Source organism: Micromonospora halotolerans (assembly GCF_032108445.1).
Lineage (GTDB): Bacteria > Actinomycetota > Actinomycetes > Mycobacteriales > Micromonosporaceae > Micromonospora > Micromonospora halotolerans.
Map to the genome: position 1 here is coordinate 5,917,186 of NZ_CP134876.1, position 18,573 is coordinate 5,935,758.

General features: G+C 72.4%; 19 protein-coding genes. 12 read left to right on the plus strand and 7 right to left on the minus strand.

What is annotated here, in order from left to right:
• Nucleotides 1–70 precede the first annotated feature (70 nt).
• The 4 genes from RMN56_RS27935 to RMN56_RS27950 form a co-directional block, all read right to left on the minus strand.
• Nucleotides 71–1,543: a M1 family metallopeptidase gene (locus RMN56_RS27935; protein ID WP_313720650.1), complete on the minus strand. Its 1,473-nt coding sequence runs from the start codon at nucleotides 1,541–1,543 to the stop codon at nucleotides 71–73.
• A 104-nt stretch (nucleotides 1,544–1,647) separates the two neighbouring features.
• Nucleotides 1,648–2,082, minus strand: a complete 435-nt coding sequence (locus tag RMN56_RS27940) for a ChaB family protein (RefSeq protein WP_313720651.1) — start codon at nucleotides 2,080–2,082, stop codon at nucleotides 1,648–1,650.
• A 24-nt stretch (nucleotides 2,083–2,106) separates the two neighbouring features.
• Nucleotides 2,107–2,550, minus strand: a complete 444-nt coding sequence (locus RMN56_RS27945) for a phage holin family protein (protein WP_313720652.1) — start codon at nucleotides 2,548–2,550, stop codon at nucleotides 2,107–2,109.
• A 111-nt stretch (nucleotides 2,551–2,661) separates the two neighbouring features.
• On the minus strand, nucleotides 2,662–3,321 hold the full coding sequence (locus RMN56_RS27950) for a helix-turn-helix transcriptional regulator (protein WP_313720653.1): 660 nt from the start codon (nucleotides 3,319–3,321) through the stop codon (nucleotides 2,662–2,664).
• A gap of 115 nt (nucleotides 3,322–3,436) precedes the next feature.
• Here RMN56_RS27950 and RMN56_RS27955 point away from each other — a divergent pair, with 115 nt between their 5' ends.
• Genes RMN56_RS27955 through RMN56_RS27970 form a run of 4 tightly spaced genes read left to right on the plus strand, consistent with a single transcriptional unit; the run spans nucleotide 3,437 to nucleotide 6,203 of the window.
• Nucleotides 3,437–3,946 carry a DUF2231 domain-containing protein gene (locus RMN56_RS27955; RefSeq protein WP_313720654.1) on the plus strand — a complete coding sequence of 170 codons (510 nt, stop codon included), beginning with the start codon at nucleotides 3,437–3,439 and terminating at the stop codon, nucleotides 3,944–3,946.
• On the plus strand, nucleotides 3,946–4,341 hold the full coding sequence (locus RMN56_RS27960; RefSeq protein WP_313720656.1) for a hypothetical protein: 396 nt from the start codon (nucleotides 3,946–3,948) through the stop codon (nucleotides 4,339–4,341). Before RMN56_RS27955 ends, RMN56_RS27960 begins: the two co-directional genes overlap by 1 nt.
• A 1-nt stretch (nucleotide 4,342) precedes the next feature.
• Nucleotides 4,343–4,939, plus strand: coding sequence for a GTP cyclohydrolase I FolE (folE, locus tag RMN56_RS27965; protein ID WP_313720657.1), 597 nt, complete (start codon nucleotides 4,343–4,345; stop codon nucleotides 4,937–4,939).
• A 28-nt stretch (nucleotides 4,940–4,967) separates the two neighbouring features.
• Nucleotides 4,968–6,203: an NAD(P)/FAD-dependent oxidoreductase gene (locus RMN56_RS27970; RefSeq protein WP_313720659.1), complete on the plus strand. Its 1,236-nt coding sequence runs from the start codon at nucleotides 4,968–4,970 to the stop codon at nucleotides 6,201–6,203.
• A 60-nt stretch (nucleotides 6,204–6,263) separates the two neighbouring features.
• Here the strand turns inward: RMN56_RS27970 and RMN56_RS27975 are convergent, their stop codons facing one another.
• Complete coding sequence (locus RMN56_RS27975; RefSeq protein WP_313720660.1) at nucleotides 6,264–7,619, minus strand: glycoside hydrolase family protein; 1,356 nt, start codon at nucleotides 7,617–7,619, stop codon at nucleotides 6,264–6,266.
• Nucleotides 7,620–7,994: 375 nt separating this feature from the next.
• Between RMN56_RS27975 and RMN56_RS27980 the strand changes: the two genes are divergently transcribed.
• The 8 genes from RMN56_RS27980 to RMN56_RS28015 are packed head-to-tail and all read left to right on the plus strand — an operon-like array spanning nucleotide 7,995 to nucleotide 17,036.
• Nucleotides 7,995–9,041: a LacI family DNA-binding transcriptional regulator gene (locus RMN56_RS27980; protein WP_313720662.1), complete on the plus strand. Its 1,047-nt coding sequence runs from the start codon at nucleotides 7,995–7,997 to the stop codon at nucleotides 9,039–9,041.
• A 39-nt stretch (nucleotides 9,042–9,080) separates the two neighbouring features.
• Complete coding sequence (locus RMN56_RS27985) at nucleotides 9,081–10,676, plus strand: FAD-dependent oxidoreductase (protein WP_313720663.1); 1,596 nt, start codon at nucleotides 9,081–9,083, stop codon at nucleotides 10,674–10,676.
• A 27-nt stretch (nucleotides 10,677–10,703) separates the two neighbouring features.
• On the plus strand, nucleotides 10,704–11,987 hold the full coding sequence (locus RMN56_RS27990; RefSeq protein WP_313720664.1) for an ABC transporter substrate-binding protein: 1,284 nt from the start codon (nucleotides 10,704–10,706) through the stop codon (nucleotides 11,985–11,987).
• Between the two features lie 11 nt (nucleotides 11,988–11,998).
• Nucleotides 11,999–12,946 carry a carbohydrate ABC transporter permease gene (locus RMN56_RS27995; RefSeq protein ID WP_313720665.1) on the plus strand — a complete coding sequence of 316 codons (948 nt, stop codon included), beginning with the start codon at nucleotides 11,999–12,001 and terminating at the stop codon, nucleotides 12,944–12,946.
• Nucleotides 12,936–13,778 (plus strand): carbohydrate ABC transporter permease, encoded by an 843-nt coding sequence (locus RMN56_RS28000; RefSeq protein WP_151462263.1) that lies wholly within the window; start codon nucleotides 12,936–12,938, stop codon nucleotides 13,776–13,778. Before RMN56_RS27995 ends, RMN56_RS28000 begins: the two co-directional genes overlap by 11 nt.
• Nucleotides 13,775–14,689: an ROK family protein gene (locus RMN56_RS28005; protein ID WP_313720667.1), complete on the plus strand. Its 915-nt coding sequence runs from the start codon at nucleotides 13,775–13,777 to the stop codon at nucleotides 14,687–14,689. The genes RMN56_RS28000 and RMN56_RS28005 overlap by 4 nt, the downstream gene beginning before the upstream one ends.
• Nucleotides 14,686–15,393, plus strand: coding sequence for an N-acetylmannosamine-6-phosphate 2-epimerase (locus tag RMN56_RS28010; RefSeq protein WP_313720668.1), 708 nt, complete (start codon nucleotides 14,686–14,688; stop codon nucleotides 15,391–15,393). Before RMN56_RS28005 ends, RMN56_RS28010 begins: the two co-directional genes overlap by 4 nt.
• 2 nt (nucleotides 15,394–15,395) lie before the next feature.
• The gene (locus tag RMN56_RS28015; protein ID WP_313720669.1) at nucleotides 15,396–17,036 is read left to right on the plus strand and encodes a DUF4127 family protein; all 1,641 of its coding nucleotides are present in this window, start codon (nucleotides 15,396–15,398) and stop codon (nucleotides 17,034–17,036) included.
• Between the two features lie 75 nt (nucleotides 17,037–17,111).
• Here the strand turns inward: RMN56_RS28015 and RMN56_RS28020 are convergent, their stop codons facing one another.
• Complete coding sequence (locus RMN56_RS28020) at nucleotides 17,112–18,032, minus strand: ion transporter (RefSeq protein WP_313720670.1); 921 nt, start codon at nucleotides 18,030–18,032, stop codon at nucleotides 17,112–17,114.
• Nucleotides 18,033–18,238: 206 nt separating this feature from the next.
• Nucleotides 18,239–18,532: a DUF1330 domain-containing protein gene (locus RMN56_RS28025; protein ID WP_313720671.1), complete on the minus strand. Its 294-nt coding sequence runs from the start codon at nucleotides 18,530–18,532 to the stop codon at nucleotides 18,239–18,241.
• Between the last annotated feature and the right edge of the window lie 41 nt (nucleotides 18,533–18,573).

Sequence of the window (18,573 nt, forward strand, 5' to 3'; positions counted from 1 at the left end):
GCCGCGGACGGACACCGCCTCGGCGGCGCCCCGGCACCTGTCGGCCGGGGCGCCGCCGCGGCGGCCCGCTTCACGCGACGGCGACGGTCTTCGGTGTGGTCTTCGAGTCCAGCCAGGTGTTGATGAGCTTGGTGAAGTCGCGCCCGGTCTGCTTGTTGACGAAGGCGATGAACGAGGCCCGGTCCTGCTGGGTGTTGCGCTGCTCCTGCACCCAGGCGCGGGCCAGCGCGAAGAACACCTTGTCGCCCAGCTTCCGGTGGATCTCGTGGAGCATGGCCTCCGGGCAGAGGTAGACGTTGCCCTCGGCGAAGTTCTTCGGGTTGGGCTTGCCGGGCGGGCCGAGCTTCTTGCGCATGGCGGTGTCGGCGTCCCGCAGGTACCGGTCCAGGCTGGCGTCGCTGAGGTGCAGGGTGTCCTTGGTGTACAGGTCCTGGGCGTACTGGGCCCAGCCCTCGTTGAGCCACAGGTCGGTCCAGGTGGTCGGCGTGACGGAGTTGCCGAACCACTGGTGGGCGTACTCGTGCAGCAGGTCGCTTCCCCAGCGGTCCCGGCGGGCCTTGGTGTTCTCGATCTTCCGGCCCATGGTGATCATCTGCTGGCTCTCCATGCCGGACGCCGAGTCCACCACCACGACGCCACCGGACGGGAACGGGTAGGGACCGAACTTCTTCTCCAGCCAGGTGAGATACTGCGGGGACTTCTTGAGGTACGGCAGCAGCTTGTCGTCGGCGCCCTTGCGGTACCAGAAGGTCAGCGGAATGCCCCGCGGCCCCTTGGCGGTCAGCTTCTGGTACTTCCCGACCGCGAGGGTGGTCAGGTACGTCGCGACCGGGTCGGCGCTGCGGTAGGTGAACGTGGTCCCGGACTGCCCGGCCGGGGTGCCGCTGGCGATCGCGGACCAGCCCGCCGGGACGGTCACCCGGATGTCGTAGAGGGCCTCGTCGGACGGCTGGTCGTTGGCCGGGTACCAGGTGAACGCCCCGAACGGCTCCTGCATCGTCCAGAGGCCGCCCTCCTTCGTGACGGTGAGGCCCAGGTCCTCCACGTCCTTGCGGTGCGACGGCATCGGCGTCGTCTTCGGCTTGCCGTGGTACTTGACCACCAGCGTCACCGGCTTGTCGGCGACGACCGGCGCGGTCACGGTCAGCTTCTCCTTGGCGACGGTGCCGGTGACCGTCGTGTCGTCCAGCGTCACCCCGTCGACCTGGTAGGGCATGAAGTCGAGGACGAGGGCGGGAGCGTCCTTGGTGGGCCGGATCCGCAGGGTGGCCGTGCCCGTGAGGGTCCTGGTCGCCGGCGCCCAGTCCAGCGCCAGGTCGTAGTGCAGGACGTCCAGGGCGTCGGTGCCCCGGGCCGGGTAGACCTTGTCGGCGACCGGGGTCGAGCGCCCGGCCTGCCAGGCGGTGTAGTCCACGGCGGGGGCGGTGGGGCTCGGCGTGGTCGTGGGGGCGGCGGAGCCGGCGGCCGGGGCGGCCGGATCGGTGGTGCACGCGGCGACGAGCAGCGGTGCGAGAAGCAGGGTCAGTGGTACGTGGCGACGCATCAGCGCACCCTACGGCAGAGATCCACTTCTGTGGGGGCCTCGATGTTTCTCGCAGACGTACGCGGTCACTCCGCCGCCGGCAGGCTGCGCCCGCGGGCCGTCGGTCACCTCCGCCGGGCGCGGGCGGTGGCCCGGGCGTTGGCCTTCTCGATGGCCTGGACCAGCTCGTCTCTGTCCAGGCGCTCCGGATCGTCGATGCCCACCCGGCGGGCCACCTCTTCGAGGTGCCCCGTGCTGGCGTTGGCGTCGACCCCCTGGGCGGTCGGGCGGGCCCGGTCGCGGGAGGCCGGGGTGCCCAGCGCCGCCTGCGGGTCTGACGGCCCCTTGTGTTCCTTGGGCTCCCAGTGGTCGCCGACCTTCTCGTGGGTGTGCTTCAGCGACGCGAACGCCGTGCGGTGCGCCCGCTCCCCGTCGCCGTAGGTCTCCTCGGCCGACTCCAGCGTCTTCTTGTACGTGCGGACCGCCTTGTCGTCCGAACGCGCGACGGTCGACGGCACGTCGTCGCGCATCTCCTCGGCCTGCTCGTGCTTGTCCGGCATGACATCGCTCCCTTCCCGTCCGGGTTACCGGCCCCATTCGTCACGGGCGGCATCGGTGCCGGCCGGGACCACCCGGGAGGCGGTCGCGGACACCATGTCCCGCACCTCGTCCGCGAGCCGGGCCGAACTGCCACCGGCCGCGCGCAGTTGCTCCAGCCCCATCGCGCCGAGGACCACCGCGGTGGCCAGGTAGCCGGCGGTGAGGCCCGCGGATGCCAGCCGGCGAGGCAGGAAGGACTCCAGCAGGCGCAGGACCGTGGTGGAGGCCGCACCGGCGCCGAGGACCAGGCAACCGCCCGCGGTAGCCAGCAGCGCGATGCCCAGCCCGGCCGGGCGGGCGGCCTCGGTCAACTGCCCGCGGACGGCGCGGATCTCCTCGCGGACGACGTCCGCCACATCCTGCGCCAGACGGTCGGTCGGGCTGCCGCTTCGCCCATCGCGGCCCGAATGCCCGGTCGCGTCGCTCATGCGCGCCTCCCCCTGAGCTGGTTCACGGGTTCTGCGGGTACCCGGCTGGCCGGGCCACACACCGGAGGGGCCGCCCTTCCTCGGTCGTGCGGCAGGCGTTTCGCGCAGGAGCTACCGCTCGGGGACGGCGTCCAACCGGACGCAGCAGGCGCCGGGGCGTGGTGCGAGCCGGGGCAGCAGGTCGGCCCGGCCGGCAGCGTCGACCATGCCGGTGAGGAACGCGTGGTTGAGCCCGCAGACCAGGGCGGTCTGCCGGCTGGCCAGGGCGTGGAACGGGCAGTTGCGCAGCAGCACCTGGTCGCCGAGCGTCTCGGGTTCGAAGCCGAGGCCGGCCAGTACGGCGACGAGGTCCTCGCCGGCGTCGCGTACCCGGGCGCCGATGTCCCGGCCGCGTTGCCGGGCATGCCGCCGCGCCGCCTCGGGGGCGTCGTGGGGGTCGTCGGCGACCGCGTCGGCGAGGATCTCGGCGATGAGCTCGTAACGCCGCTCCGGAACGGTGATCGCCACGCCGTCGCCGGCCGCCTCGTAGACCTTCGGCGTCCGGCCCCGGCCCCGGGGCTGGTCGGCCGGTGTCTCGTAGCGGGTCCGCAGCAGCCCGGATTCGACGAGCTTGTCGAGGTGGAACGCGGTGAGGTTGCGGGACATGCCGTGCGCCTCGGCCGCCTCCTCGCGGGTGACGGGGTGATCGGCCCGGCACACGTAGTCGTAGAGCGCCCGTCGGGACCGGTCGACGAGCGCGGCCATCGCGTTCCAGCGCTCCCCCGTGCTCACAGCCCCGAGGTTATCACCAACGATGGCTATTGAAATTCCGGACGCGCTGGGGCAGCATGACCGCTATCACCAATGAGCGTTGGTGAAAATAGACCTGGGGGTTCCCGTGCGACCCATGGATCAGGCCAAGCACCCGGTGACCAACCTGGCCGGTCGCTACGGCCACCCGCTTCATCCCGCGCTGGTGGCGGTGCCGATCGGCGCCTGGGTGGCCAGCTTCGCGTTCGACCTGGCCACCCGTTACGTACCCGGGTCACCGGACCTGGCCGACGGCGCACGGTGGCTCATCGGCCTCGGCGTCCTCGGCGCGCTCGCCGCCGCGCTCGCCGGCTTCCTGGACCTGTTCGCCATCCCCACCGGCACCCGCGCGCACCGCACCGCGCTCGCGCACATGGCGATCAACCTGGCGGTCACCGGCGCGTACGCGGTGAACTTCGCCCTCCGGGCCGACGACCCGCCGGGTCCGGTGGCCGCGGGGCCGCTCGTGCTCTCGGCGGTCAGCCTCGCCGGGCTGGCCGTCGCCGGTTACCTCGGCGGCGAACTGGCCTACCGGTACGGCGTGCGCGTCGCCGACGAGACCACCCAGGCGCACGGCTACCACCGCACAGACAAGGAGAACTCCTGATGGGCATCGCCGCACTCGTCACCTGGCTGATCACGGCCGCCGGTGGCTTCGTCATGCTCGGCACCTGGATCAGCCGGGGCGGCCACCGACCGGGAAGCGGCAGCCGCCTGGCGCCGGGCCTGGTGTTCGGCCACGCCGCGCTGGCCGCGATCGGGCTGATCCTGTGGATCGCCTACCTGGCCGTCGACAACGACGTGCTCGCCTGGGTCGCGTTCGGGGCGCTCCTGCCGGTGGCGCTGCTCGGGTTCACCATGCTGGCCCGCTGGATCCCCGCCCGCCGCTCCGGGACCGCCGAGTCCCGGTTCCCCGTACCCGTGGTGGTCGGTCACGGCCTGTTCGCCGTCGCCACGCTGGTCCTGGCCGCGCTCGCGGCCCTCGGCGTCGGAGGTCGCTGAGGTGAGTGTCACCGCCCTGCGGGTGCAGCACCAGCGTCCCCGCCGCGACCCGGCCGCCGCCGAACGGGCGGCCGCGGAGTTCCTGACCGCGCTCGGCGTCGACCTCTCCGCCGACGGGCTCGCCGACACCCCGGGCCGGATGGCCCGCGCCTACGCCGAACTGCTCACCCCGCGCGAGTTCCAGCTGACCACCTTCGACAACGACGAGGGCTACGACGAGCTGGTGCTGGCCCGGGCCATCCCGATCCGGTCGGTCTGCGAACACCACCTGCTGCCGTTCGTCGGCGTGGCGCACGTCGGCTACCTGCCCGGCGAGCGCATCCTGGGACTGTCCAAACTGGCCCGGGTGGTCGAGCTGTTCGCCCACGGCCCCCAGGTCCAGGAGCGCCTCACCAAGCAGATCGCCGACTGGCTGACCAGCCACCTGCGCCCGCGCGGGGTCGGCGTCGTCATCGAAGCCGAGCACCTCTGCATGACGCTGCGCGGCGTCCGGGCCGTCGGCAGCAGCACCATCACCTCCACCCTGCTCGGCACGCTGCGCGAGGACCACCGCTCACGCGCCGAGTTCTTCACCCTGACCGGGGTCGGCCCCCGCTGAATCGCGTACCCCGAGAGGAGCTGGACCGATGTCGACAACCGACACGTTCGTGATCGTGGGCGCCGGGCTCGCCGGCGCGCGGGCCGCGCAGACGCTGCGGGAGGAGGGCTTCGACGGCGGCGTCGTCGTGATCGGCGACGAGCCCGAGCGACCGTACGAGCGGCCACCACTGTCCAAGGGACTGCTGACCGGTGGCGCCGAACCCGACAGCGTGTACGTGCACGAGGCCGGGTGGTACGCCGAGCACGACGTCGACCTGCGCACGGCCGCCCGGGCCGTCGCCGTCGACCGCTCCGCCCGGGAGGTCCGGCTCGCCGACGGCCAGCGCATCCGGTACGACAAGCTGCTGCTGGCCACCGGCGCCACGCCCCGCGACCTCGCGGCGCCCGGCGTCGACCTCGACGGGGTGCTGCGGCTGCGTACCCTCGCCGACAGCCGGCGGATCGGCGCGGCGCTGGTCGACGGCGCGCACCTCGTGATCGTCGGGGCGGGCTGGATCGGCCTGGAGGTCGCCGCGGCCGCCCGGCAGCGCGGCGCCACCGTGGACGTGGTCGAGACCGCGGCGCTGCCGTTGCACCGGGTGCTCGGCGACGAGATCGCCCGGGTGTTCGCCAACCTGCACCGGGACCACGGCGTCACCTTCCACTTCGAGGCCGAGGTCCGCGAGATCCGCGGCGCCGGTCGCGTCTCGGCGGTCCTCTTGGCCGACGGCACCGAACTGCCCGCCGACGCCGTGGTGGTGGCCGTGGGCGTGCGGCCCAACACCGAGTTGGCGACGACGGCCGGCCTCACCGTCGAAAACGGAATCCACGTCGACGCGTCCCTGCGCACCGCCGACCCGGACGTCCACGCCGCCGGTGACGTCGCAAACGCCTACCATCCCCTGCTGCGCCGGCGCCTGCGCGTCGAGCACTGGGCCAACGCACTGCACAGCGGGCCGGCGGCGGCCCGCGGCATGCTCGGGCGGCCGGTCAGCTACGACAACCTGCCCTACTTCTACACCGACCAGTACGACCTCGGCATGGAGTACGTCGGACACGCCCCGTCCGGCGCGTCCGACCGGGTCGTCGTCCGGGGCGACGTCGCCAAGCGCGAGTTCATCGCCTTCTGGACCGCCGGCGGGCGGGTGCTCGCCGGCATGAACGTCAACGTGTGGGACGTCGTCCCGTCGATCCGGCGGCTGGTCGCCGCGGCGCACCCGGTCGACCTCGACCGGCTGGCCGACCCCGACGTGCCGCTCGACGAGCTGCTGCCGCCCGGCTAGTCGCCGTCGCGCCTCGCCGGGCCGGCCGGCACCGATGGATGCCGACCGGCCCGGGCGCGACTAGTTGCCCTGGTCGTGCGGGACGGTGACGGTGACCGTGCAGCCGACCGGCCGCCCGATCTCGTCGTGGCCGGCGTACGTGAGCTGGTACACCCGGTCCCCGCCGTCGCCGGCCCGCTCGGCCCGCAGCTGTCCGCTCGTGTCCGGCGTGCCGACGGCGAAGCCGCTGGCGTCCGCGGCGTCGCCCCCGGTCACGCCGGTGAGGGTGAACGCGTTCGGGCCGAGCACACCGTCGTGCAGGTCCACGGTCACGTCGACGTCGACCAGCTCGTGGTTCGGCGGCCACAGGACCGGTCGGTCCGCGGCACAGTCGAGCTGCCGCACCGGCAACGGGTTCGCCAGGGTGGCGGTGGCGTGCCCGATGGTCGCGGTGAGCCGACCGCCGGCCTCGTAGTACATGTGCGCGGTGCGGCCGTCGAAGTAGAACGTCGGCGCGGCCGAGCGGCCGAGGTCGGGCGCGGCGGCCATCGAGTCGTGCACGATGCCGAGGTGGACCTCCTGGTCGAAGTCCTCGCCGACGTCCACGGCGTGCATGTTGCCGTCGGCGGCGTGGTAGATCACCAGGTTGCGGTCGTTCCAGCGCAGGAAGAACGGGCCCGAGGCGTTCGGGCCCTCGATGCCCTGCGGGGTCACGATCGGTTCGGGCTGCATCGACCAGGTCCGCGCGTCGGTGGAGACCGCCCACCGGATCCGCCGGGACACCGGCCCGGTCGGTCCGGGCGCCCCCGCCGTGGGATTGTCCATGAAGAGCATCAGGTACCGGGTGCCCAGGCGGGGCACGGACTGCTCGAACACCCGGGCGTAGGAGGTCTCGCCGCCGGTCGTCTCGTTCCGGCTGACCGCGGTGCCTCCGTAGTCGAAGTGGATGCCGTCGTCGGAGGTCGCGTACCGGGTGATGGAGTTCTCGCCGTGGAAGTAGAGGAAGAGCTTGCGCTCCCCCTCGATCCACACGGCGTGCGGCGAGGAGATGTGGCTGACCGTGGCGTAGTGCGGCAGCCAGGTGTTGCTGATCAGGGGGTTGGCCTGGTACTCGGTCCACGGGCCGTCGATCGAGTCGGCGTAGGCGAGGGCGATCCCGCCGGGCCGCTCGTGCGGGGCGTAGTACAGGTAGTAGGTCCCCAGCGGGTGGGCGAAGTAGTCGGCGGCCCGGATGACGCTCGGGAAGATGAACTCGTTCGTCGGGTTGTAGGTGAGGGCGCTCTTGTCGAACGCGGTGCCCTGGTAGGTGAAGTGCGGGAAGTCGAGGCCGGGATCCGCGGCGGCCGGTGCGGCGCCGGCCAGGGCGGCGACGAGCAGGCCGGCGCTGGCCGTGGCCAGGGCGGCGCGTCGAGACGACGGAACGGATGGCTTGGTCATGCGGCTTCCTCTTCGGTCGGTGCGATCGGACGCGGTGACGGTTCGCGAGCAGCGCAAGGTGACTCTCAGTGAGAACACAGGGGACATCGACCGGCTGACGCGTCGTGGCGTCGCCGCGCTAATACGTATTAGCATCTATGTTTCTCGAATGTTGCTCGCTCGGCGGCGCTCCTGTCAAGAGGTGGCCGGCGCCGCGCCGATCCGCCCGGCCCACCGACCAACCGGCCCGGCGGCCGGTCCGCTAATGCGCATTACTCCTGCGGGTTCATCGCCACGAAATCTTTGCGCTCACCTCTTGACACACGCCGGCCCAGCCGCCAGGCTCCTTCCCAACGCCGAGGCTAATACGCATTAGCCGCACCGGAAGGACACGACGTGACCGCTCCCCCCCGACGTGTCACCCAACGTGACATCGCGCGGATGGCCGGTGTCAGTCAGGCGACCGTGTCGCTGGTGCTCAACAACCGGACCGACGCCGAGGTGCGCATCGCCCCGGAGACCCGGGACCGGGTGTTGCGCGTCATCGCCGAGACCGGGTACGCCGCCGACCCCGTAGCCCGCCGCCTCGCCTCGCGGTTCAACCGGATCATCGGCGTCTTCACGTACGAGCCCGCGTTCCCCAGCGGCAGCCGGGACTTCTTCCACCCCTTCCTGCTCGGCATCGAGGAGTACGCCGAGCGGGTCGGCTGCGACCTGCTCCTGTTCACCAGCGCACCGGTCGTGGACGGCCGGCGGCGCATCTTCCACCAGGACAACCGGCTGCGGCTGGCCGACGGGTGCATCCTGCTCGGGCGCGAGATCGACGGCGCGGAGCTGCAGCGGCTCAACGCTGACGGATACCCGTACGTCGCCGTCGGGCGCCGCGACGACGCCGGCGGCCCGGTCCCCTACGTCGGCGCCGACTACGCCAAGGCGGTGGCCCGGCTCGTCGAGGCCGCGCTGCGGCACGGACACCGGCGCCTGACCTACGTGAGCATGGGCACCACCGCGGAATCCTCCGAGGACCGGTTCCGCGGGTTCCGCTCCGCCGCGACCACCGCGGAGAGCGCCGGGCAGCTGTCGGCGCCGGCCGGGGATGCCGACACGACCGTCGACACCCTGATGGCCGGCGGGACCAGCGCCGTCTTCGTCGAGGACTTCGCCACGGCGGTGGCACTGGAGGCCGCTGCCCGCCGCCGCGGCCTCACCGTGCCCGGCGACCTGTCGATCGTGACCCTCGGCGACCCGACCGTCCCCGTCCCCACCGACATCGTGTTCACCGGGTTCCGCATCCCCCGCGAGGAGATGGGCCGGCAGTCGGTCGAGGTGCTCACCGGCGTCATCGACGGCAGCGCCGGCGGCCTCCAGCAGCGACTTCTCCCCTGCCAACTCGTCGAGGGCAGCACCCTCGGCACCCCTGATCCGGCGGTCGACCGCCGCTGAGCGGCCGGCCGCGCAACTGGAAGGAAGCAAGTGGTCATCATGCGTGCGGACGTCCTCGTCGTCGGGGGCGGACTGGGCGGTGTCGCCGCGGCGCTCGCCGCGGCCCGGACCGGCCGGTCCGTCATCCTGACCGAGGAGTTCGACTGGCTCGGCGGGCAGCTCACCAGCCAGGCCGTCCCGCCGGACGAGCACTCCTGGATCGAGCAGTTCGGCGCCACCGCCAGCTACCGGGCGCTGCGCGACGGCATCCGTGACTACTACCGTCGTCACTTCCCGCTGACCGAACGGTCCCGGGCCTGGGCCGACCTCAACCCCGGTGCGGGCTGGGTGAGCCGGCTCTGCCACGAGCCGCGCGTGGCCGTCGCCGTCATCGAACAGATGCTCGCCCCGTACCGGGGCTCGGGCCGGCTGCGGGTGCTGCAGCCGTACCGGCCGGTCGCCGCGGAGACCGACGGCGACCGGGTGACCGGCGTGACGCTGGCCCACCGCGACCGGGACGAGCGCATCGACGTGGTCGCGCCGTACGTCCTGGACGCCACCGAGACCGGCGAGCTGCTGCCGCTGACCGGCACCGAGTACGTCACCGGGTTCGAGTCGCGGGAGGAGACCGGTGAGCCGAGCGCCCCGGCCGAGGCCCAGCCGATGAACATGCAGGCGGTGTCCGTCTGCTTCGCCATCGACCACGTCGACGGCGACCACACCATCGACCGGCCCGCCGGCTACGACTTCTGGCGCGACTACAAGCCCGACTTCTGGGGCGACCGGCTGCTGTCCTGGAAGTCGCCGCACCCGCGCACCCTGGAGATTGTCGAGCGCAGCTTCACCCCCAACCCGGACGACGACCCGTTGAGCGTCAACGCCGACCAGCGCGTCAACCCCGGTGACGGCAACCTGTGGACGTTCCGGCGGATCGCCGCGCGGCGCAACTTCACCGACGGCGCTTACGGCAGCGACATCACGCTGGTGAACTGGCCGATGATCGACTACTTCGAGGGCCCGGTCATCGACGTGCCGAACGCGTCGTGGCACCTGGCCAAGGCCCGCGAGCTGTCGTACTCGGTGCTCTACTGGCTGCAGACCGAGGCGCCCCGCCCCGACGGCGGCACCGGCTTCCCCGGCCTGCGGCTGCGCGGCGACGTGACCGGCAGCGCCGACGGCCTGGCCCAGGCCCCGTACATCCGCGAGTCCCGCCGGATCCGGGCCGAGTACACCGTCGTCGAGCAGGACCTGTCCCTGGCGGTCCGGGGCGAGCACGGCGCGGTCGACTACCCGGACGCGGTGGGCGTGGGCATGTACCGGATCGACCTGCACCCGTCGACCGGCGGCGACAACTACATCGACGTCGGCTCCTGCCCGTTCGAGATCCCGCTCGGCGCGCTGATCCCGCAGCGGATGGAGAACCTGCTGCCGGCCGGCAAGAACATCGGCACCACCCACGTCACCAACGGCAGCTACCGGCTGCACCCGGTCGAGTGGAACGTCGGCGAGGTCGCCGGCCTGCTCGCCGACTTCTGTCTGGCGCGGGGCGAGTCCCTGCGTGCGGTCCGCAACACCCCCGGTCTGCTGGCCGACTTCCAGGACCGCCTCACCGCGGCCGGCGTGGAACAGCGCTGGCCGCGGATCGCGGGCTACTGAACACACACCCCCGGTGAGGAGAAGATTGTGAGAGCAGGAAAGGCCCTGCGCGGCGTCGCCGTGGCGCTGGCCGGCGCGCTCGCCCTGACCGCCTGCGGCGGCGGTGGCGAGTCGGCCGACAGCGGCCCGGCGAAGCTGCGGATGACCGTCTGGTCGGCCAACGAGGCGCACCTCAAGCTGTTCAACGAGATCGCCGACGAGTACCGCAAGAGCCACCCGGACGTCGCCGAGATCAAGTTCGACCCGCTGCCGTTCGACAACTACACCACCACCCTGACCACCCAGATCGCCGGCGGGAACGCGCCCGACCTCGCGTGGGTGTTCGAGAACTCGGCCCCCGACTTCGTCGCCTCGGGCGCGCTCGCGCCGCTGGACGACACCCTGAAGAAGGCCGAGGGCTACCAGTACGAGGACCTCTCCCCCGCCACGCTCAAGCTCTGGCAGAACGACGGGAAGCTGTTCGCGTACCCCTTCTCCACCTCGCCGTTCGGGGTGTTCGTCAACACCGACATGATCAAGAAGGCCGGGCAGAAGACCCCGGCCGAGCTGATCGCGGCCGGGCAGTGGACCTGGGACAACGCCCTGACCACCGCGGCCGCGGCGGCGGCGAAGTCCGGCAAGGCCGGCCTGGTCATCCGGGACTTCGACTACAAGGGCTGGGACAACCTGTCCACCTTCTGGACCGGGTGGGGCGCCCGGGCGTGGAGCGAGGACGGGAAGACCTGCGGCTTCAACAGCCCGGAGATGGTCGACGCGATGACCGCCCTGCACAAGGCCACCTTCACCCAGAAGGCGCTGCCCGGTCCGGGCACGACGGCCGACTTCTTCGCCGGTGACTCGGCCATGACGGTCACCCAGATCTCCCGCGCGTCGCTGCTGAAGGACGGCGGCTTCGGGTGGGACCTGGTGCCGCTGCCGGCCGGGCCGAAGGGGAACTACGCGGTGGTCGGCCAGGCCGGCATCGGGGTGATGAAGAAGAGCCCGCACGCCAAGCAGGCCGCTGACTTCCTGGCGTTCTTCACCAACCCCACGAACTCGGCGAAGCTCGCTCAGTTCTTCCCGCCGCCCCGGCAGTCCCAGCTGACCGCCGAGACGCTCGCCAAGACGAACCCGAAGCTCAAGCCGGAGCAGCTGCAGAAGGTCGTCATCGACGGCATCACCAACGGCGTGGTCAAGCCCAGCCACGCCGGCCAGGCCGAGCTGAGCCAGCAGGTCCGCGCCGGCCTGGACCCGCTGTGGCAGCCGAACGCGGACGTCAAGGCCGTCCTCGACGGCGTCTGCACCAAGATCCAGCCGCTGCTGGCGAAGTAGGGCTGACGATCATGACCCAGACGGACACCAGGGTGGGCCCGGCGGCTGCCGGGCCCGCCCCGGGCCCGGCCCGGCCGTTCTGGACCACCCGCCGCCGGGACCACCTTGCCGGTTACCTGTTCATCGCCCCGCAGCTGCTCGGCAGCGCCGTCTTCGTGATCCTGCCGCTGATCCTCGTCGTCTGGTACAGCCTGCACGAGTGGAACGTGCTCGCCGGGACGTTCGAGTTCGTCGGCACCGACAACTACCAGGCGCTCGTCGACGACCCCAACCTCGGCGCGGTGCTGCGCGCCACCGGGCTGTTCTCGGTCGGCCTCGTGGTGTTCAACCTCGGCCTGGCGTTGCTGCTGGCCGTCCTGCTCAACCAGAGGCTGCGCGGCACCATCCTGTTCCGCACGCTGTTCTTCTCCCCCGTCGTGGTCTCGCTGGTGGCCTGGACCATCGTGTGGGGCTTCCTGCTGCAGGACAACGGCGGGCTGAACAGCCTGCTCGACACCGTCGGGATCGACGGGCCGAACTGGCTGCGCGGCGAGGGCACCGCGATGGTGTCGGTCATCGTCGTGCAGGTGTTCAAGAACGTCGGCCTGAACATGGTGCTGTTCCTGGCCGCCCTGCAGGGTGTGCCGGCCGAGCTGTACGAGGCCGCGCAGGTGGACGGGGCGAGCCGGATGCGCCAGTTCTGGCGGATCACGGTGCCGCTCATCAGCCCGACGATCCTGCTCACCTCGATCATCACCGTGGTCGGGTCGCTGCAGGTCTTCGCACAGATCGCGGTGCTCACCCAGGGCGGGCCGGGCGCGTCGACGACCGTGCTCGTCTACTACCTGTACCAGCAGGCCTTCCAGTTCCATCACTTCGGCTACGGCGCCACGCTGTCGATCGTCCTGTTCGCCATCGTGCTCGCGCTCACCGTGCTGCAGTGGCAGATGCGCAAGAGGTGGGTCTTCCATGAGTCGTGACCTGTCGCGGCGGACCAAGCTGGTGCTCTACGGGGTGCTGCTGGTCCTGGCGATCCCGTTCGTCTTCCCGACCTGGTGGATGGTCACCTCGTCGTTGAAGCCGGTGGCGGACATCTTCGCCTTCCCGCCGGACCTGCTGCCCACCAACCCGAGGCTCGACGCGTACCGGCGGGTGTTCGAGTTGCAGCCGTTCGGGCAGCAGTACCTGAACAGCCTCTACATCGCGCTGCTCGTCACGGTCGGCACCCTGGCCGTGTCGGCGCTGGCCGGGTACGCCTTCGCCCGCATCCGGTTCCGCGGCCAGAACGTGCTGTTCCTCGTCGTCCTCGCGGGCCTGCTCATTCCCAGCGAGGTGACGATCGTTCCGCTGTTCCAGATGTTCTTCAAGCTCGGCCTGGTCAACACCCACTGGCCGCTGATCCTGGTGCCGATCTTCGGCGCGCCCAGCGTGCTGGCGACGTTCATCATGCGGCAGTTCTTCATCAGCCTCCCCGGCGAGCTGGAGGAGGCGGCCCGCGTCGACGGCCTGGGCCGTTTCGCCACCTTCTGGCGGATCGCCCTGCCGCTGTCGCGGCCCGCGCTGGGCGCGGTGGCCATCTTCACCTTCCTGCACAGCTGGAACCTCTACCTGGAGCCGATCGTGTTCCTCTCCTCGCCGGAGAAGTTCACCCTGCCCCAGGCGCTCACCCAGTTCGTCGACGCCTACGGCGGCCCCATGTGGGACGTCCAGCTGGCCGCGGCGTCGATGACCGCGCTGCCCGTCCTGGTGGTCTTCGTCATCGCGCAGAAGCAGTTCGTCGAGGGCCTCGCGCACACCGGCCTCAAGGGATGACGACACCGGTCGTCGGCATCGACATCGGCGGCACCAAGACGGCCGCCGCGCTGGTCGACCGGGGCGGGCAGGTGCGGGAGCGCCGGGAGGTCCCCACGCCCGCCCGGTCCGGCCCGGAGGCCGTGCTGGACGCCGCCGCCCGGCTGGCCGCCGACCTGCTCGGCGCGACCACCGGGCCGGTGGGCGTGGGCACCGCCGGCGCGGTCGATCCCACGACCGGCGGCATCCGGTACGCCACCGACAGCCTGCCCGGCTGGACCGGCACCCCGGTCGCCGACGCGCTGGCCGCCCGGCTGGGCCGACCCGTACGCGTCACCAACGACGTGAACGCCGCCGCGCTCGGCGAATGCTGGGCCGGCGCCGGACGGGACCGCGCCCATGTGCTGCTGGTGGCCGTCGGCACCGGGCTGGGCGGGGCAATCGTCCGGCACGGCCGCGTCGAGGCCGGTGCCCGCGGCGCCGCCGGCGAGGTCGGGCACCTGCCGGCCCCGGGCGCCGACCGGCTGCGGTGCGGATGCGGCCGGTACGGGCACCTGGAGGCGATCGCCTCGGGCAGCGGGCTGGCCGCCGCGTACGCCATCGAGACCGGAACCCGAGTCACCGGCCGGACCGTCGCCGAGCGGGCGGCGGCCGGCGACGCTGCCGCCCGGCGGGTCGTGGACCGCGCCGGCGCCGCCCTCGGCGCGGCCCTGGCGGGGTTGGTGACGCTGCTCGACCCGGACGCCGTCCTCGTGGCGGGCGGGGCGGGCGGCGCGCTGCTGCCCGCCGCGTCGGCCGCCTACGCCGCCGAGCTGCCCGCGGGCTGGGCCGGCGTCCCGCTGCTGCCCGCCACGCTGGGCGCCGACGCCGTCGTGGTCGGCGCGGCCCGCCTGGCCCTGGACCGACCCGACATCGAGAGGACCACCGCGTGAACGTGCTCGACGACCTGGCCGGCGGCCTGGTGGTGTCCTGCCAACCGCTGCCCGACGACCCCGAGGACCCGATGCGCGACCCGTACGTGCAGGCCCGGGTGGCGGCCGCCGTGGTGCGCGGCGGCGCGGTGGCGGTCCGGGTCAACGGACCGGACGACATCACCGCGGTACGCCCCGTCGTCGACGTCCCGGTGATCGGGCTCTACAAGCACGGCACCGAGGGCGTCGTCATCACCCCGACCGCGGCGCACGCCCTCGACGTGGCGCTGGCCGGGGCGGACATCGTCGCGGTCGACGCCACCGACCGCCCCCGGCCGGACGGGCGCACCTTCGCCGACACGGTCCGCCTGATCCGCGAACGGACCGACGTGCTGATCCTCGCCGACGTCGCCACCGCGACCGAGGGCGTCGCCGCCGTCGAGGCCGGCGCGGACGCCGTCGCCACCACACTGTCCGGCTACACCCCGGCCAGCCCACCGACTGACGGGCCCGACCTCGGGCTCGTGGCGCGACTCGCCGCACAGCTGTCCGTGCCGGTGATCGCCGAAGGGCGGTACCGCACCACGGAACAGATCGGCCGGGCCTTCGACGCGGGTGCGCACGCGGTGGTGATGGGCAACGCCGTCACCTCACCGCTGTGGATCACCCGCCGGCTCGTGCCGGCCACCCCCCGCGCGGCGAGCGCACCGGAGAAGAGGGAGTGAGCATGAGAAGACGTACCCTCCTGGCCACCGGCGTGGCCGGGCTGGCCACCGTGGCCATCGGCCGGCCCGCCGTCGCCGGGCCCGCCGGCCGGCAGCCGACCGTGGCACTGGTGCCGCTGGACGACCGGCCGGTCAACACCTACGCGCCGCAGATGACCGCGGCGAGCGCCGGCGCCCGCGTGCAGCTGCCGCCACGGGAGCTGCTGGGCCGCTTCTTCACCCCCGGCGACGGGGCCGCCATCGCCCGCTGGCTCGGCACCACCGACGGCGCCGACGGGTACGTGATCTCGGTCAGCATGCTCGCCTACGGCGGCCTGATCGCCTCCCGCACCGCCGCGCCGACCCTGGCCGCCGCCCTGGACAACCTGGCCGCCATCCGGAGCCTGCGCGCAACCCGGCCGGACGCGGTGATCGAGGTGCACGACACCATCCAGCGGCTGGCCGTCACCAGCACCGGCACCGAGCTGGACAAGTATCGCGACGCGCTGGTCAGCTGGGCGAAGCTCTACGACCAGGTGGTGAACCTCGGGCAGGAGGAGCTGCGCGCCCAGCTCGACGCCGTCCGGGCGCAGATCCCCGACCAGGTCGTCGAGGACTACCTCGCCGCGCGGGCCCGCAACCACCAGGTCAACCGGCTCATGGTCGAGTGGGTCGCCGACGGCACCATCAGCCACCTCGTGCTCTCCGAGGACGACACCGCGCCGGTCGGCCTGGCCCGGGCCGAGCGGGTGGAACTGGAGGCGCTGGTCGCCGACCTCGGCGTCGGCGACCGGGTGGAGATCTTCCCCGGCGCCGACGAGGTCGACGCGCTGCTGGTCGCCCGCGTCATCGCGGCCGGCACGACGCCCACCTACCGCATCGAGTACGCCGGCGTCTCCGGCGAGAGCTGGACCGCCCAACTGGAGGGCATCCCGTTCGCCGAGAACATCCGCCGGCACGTGGCCGCCGTGGGCGGGCGGGTCGTCACCGGCGACGCGGACATCGTGCTCGCCGTGAACACCCCCTCGGCGGCGCCCGCCCAGCGGGCCGCCGACCTGGACGCCTTCGTCGGGCGGACCGGTGAGCTGCTGGCCGCCGGCACCCCGGTCATCGTCGTGGACCCGCTCATCGTCAACAAGGCCGACCACGACCTGGTGGCGCGGATGGAGAGCCGCCTCGATCTCGCGGCGCTGCTGTCGTACTCGGGGTGGAACACCGGCGGCAACGCCCTCGGCCTGGCGCTCGGGCACGGCACCGCGCGGTGGGCGTACCTGCGCTCCTCCGGCGGCGGGTCCGGTGTGCCGGAGCTGCGCGGGCCCGGCCAGGCGCACGCCGAGTACCTGCTCTACCGGTTCGTCAAGGACGACCCGTGGAAGAACATCGTGCAGGTCGAGGCGTACGCACACGCGCGGGCGCAGGGCTGGGACCCGCTCGCGCTCACGCCGGAGCAGAAGACCTACTTCGACGGCTGGGTGCGGGAGCGGCTGGTGCCGCTGACCGAGCGGTACTTCGCCGACCACTTCGCGGGGCACCGCATCGTGCTGGGCCGGCGGGGCGCGAAGACGTTCACGGCGACGCTGGCGCGGTTCGAGTCGGCGCGGGTCGAGCTGCCCTGGGACCGGCTCTTCGAGGTGATCCTGGAACCCCGGCTGCAGCTGTCCTGACCGGACGGCGGTCGCGCCGGGAACTGACTTCCCGGCGCGACCGGTCCGGTGCCCGGCTCCTGGTGTCGCGAGGGCTCAGCCCGCCCGCTCGCGGTGCGGGCGCGGTCGGTGCTGCCCGTCCTCGCGGTCGATCCGCAGCTCCCGTTCGAGCTCGCCGATGACGGCGCGCAGGTCGTCCAGCCGTTGGGTGAGCGCGATCCGGTCGAGCTCGTCGGGGATCCCGTCGCCGTCCTCGTCGTAGTCCGGCGCCAGCCGTTCGGTCATCTCCAGCCGGCGGGCCTCCTCCATGGAGTTGACGATGACCGCGATCAGGATGTTGAGCAGCAGGTTCACCGTGATCAGGACGTAGCTGACGTAGTAGACGAGGGTCCACGGCGACACCGCCATGCCCTGCTGGAGCAGATCCGGCAGCGTCTCCAGCGACAGCAGCACGAACAGGGTCAGCAGCGAGCGGCCGATGTCGCCGTACTGCTCCGGGTACCGCTCCCCGAAGATCAGCCAGCCGGCCATGCCGTACACGTAGAGGGTGACCGCGGCCAGGGCGAGGAAGCCCGCGACACCGGGGAGGCTCCGCCACAGCGCCGCCACGATGGTGCGCAGCCCGGGCGAGAACCGCACCAGCCGCAGCACCCTTGCGACCCGCAGGAACCGCAGCACCGCCGAGTCGCCGTGCAGGCCGGGAATGAAGATGCTGGCGATGACCAGGAAGTCGAAGACGTTCCAGCCGTGCCGGAAGAAGTCCTGCGGCCGGCGACCGAAGGCCAGCACCCGGATCGCGATCTCGACGACGAAGACGAGCCGGAAGCACCACTCGAGCCACCGCACCGCCGGATGCGCCGACCCGAGGTCGCGGTAGGTCTCGAAGCCCAGCACGACCCCGTTGAGCATGATGACCACGACGATCACGACGTCGAAGGCACGCGAGTCGGCGATCAGGCGGCAGCGTTCCGCCAGACCGGATCCTTCCGCCGGGGGTGCGTCTCGTTGCTCCGGCACGGTTGGCGCCCTCACCGCACCGACCCGCCCGCTCCCCCGCCGGGACCGTCGGAGTGACCAGGTGCGGGGTGCCGGGCGACCATGCCGCCAAGCCTAGAGGTGCGGCCGGCTCACGTCCGTCGCCGTCCCCCCGTCCCGCCCGGCGCGGGGCGCATCCCGGCCTGCGGCGGCCGCCCCGGCCATGCGGGCACGCCGGCCGGCCGGCGTCAGGGTGTCGCTTCGACGATGCGCAGGTCGCGGTCGGCGCCGTCACCGAGCGCCCGCAGCGCCTCCTGGTAGGCGGAGGTCTCGTGGGCGGCGACCGCGGCGTCGACGCTGTCGAACTCGATGAGCGTCGTCCGCTCCAGCACGCCGGACTCGAACGCGTACGCCGGCAGGCCGCGCGCCAGGAAGGTGCCGCCGGCGGCCCGCAGTGCCGGCCCCGCCAGCTCCGCGTATGCGGCGACCTTCTTGTCGTCGCTGATGGACCGGTAGGTGGTGATCCAGTATGCCTTGGGCACCGTCGCTGTCTCCCGCTCATCTGGATGGGCGCTCCCCTGCT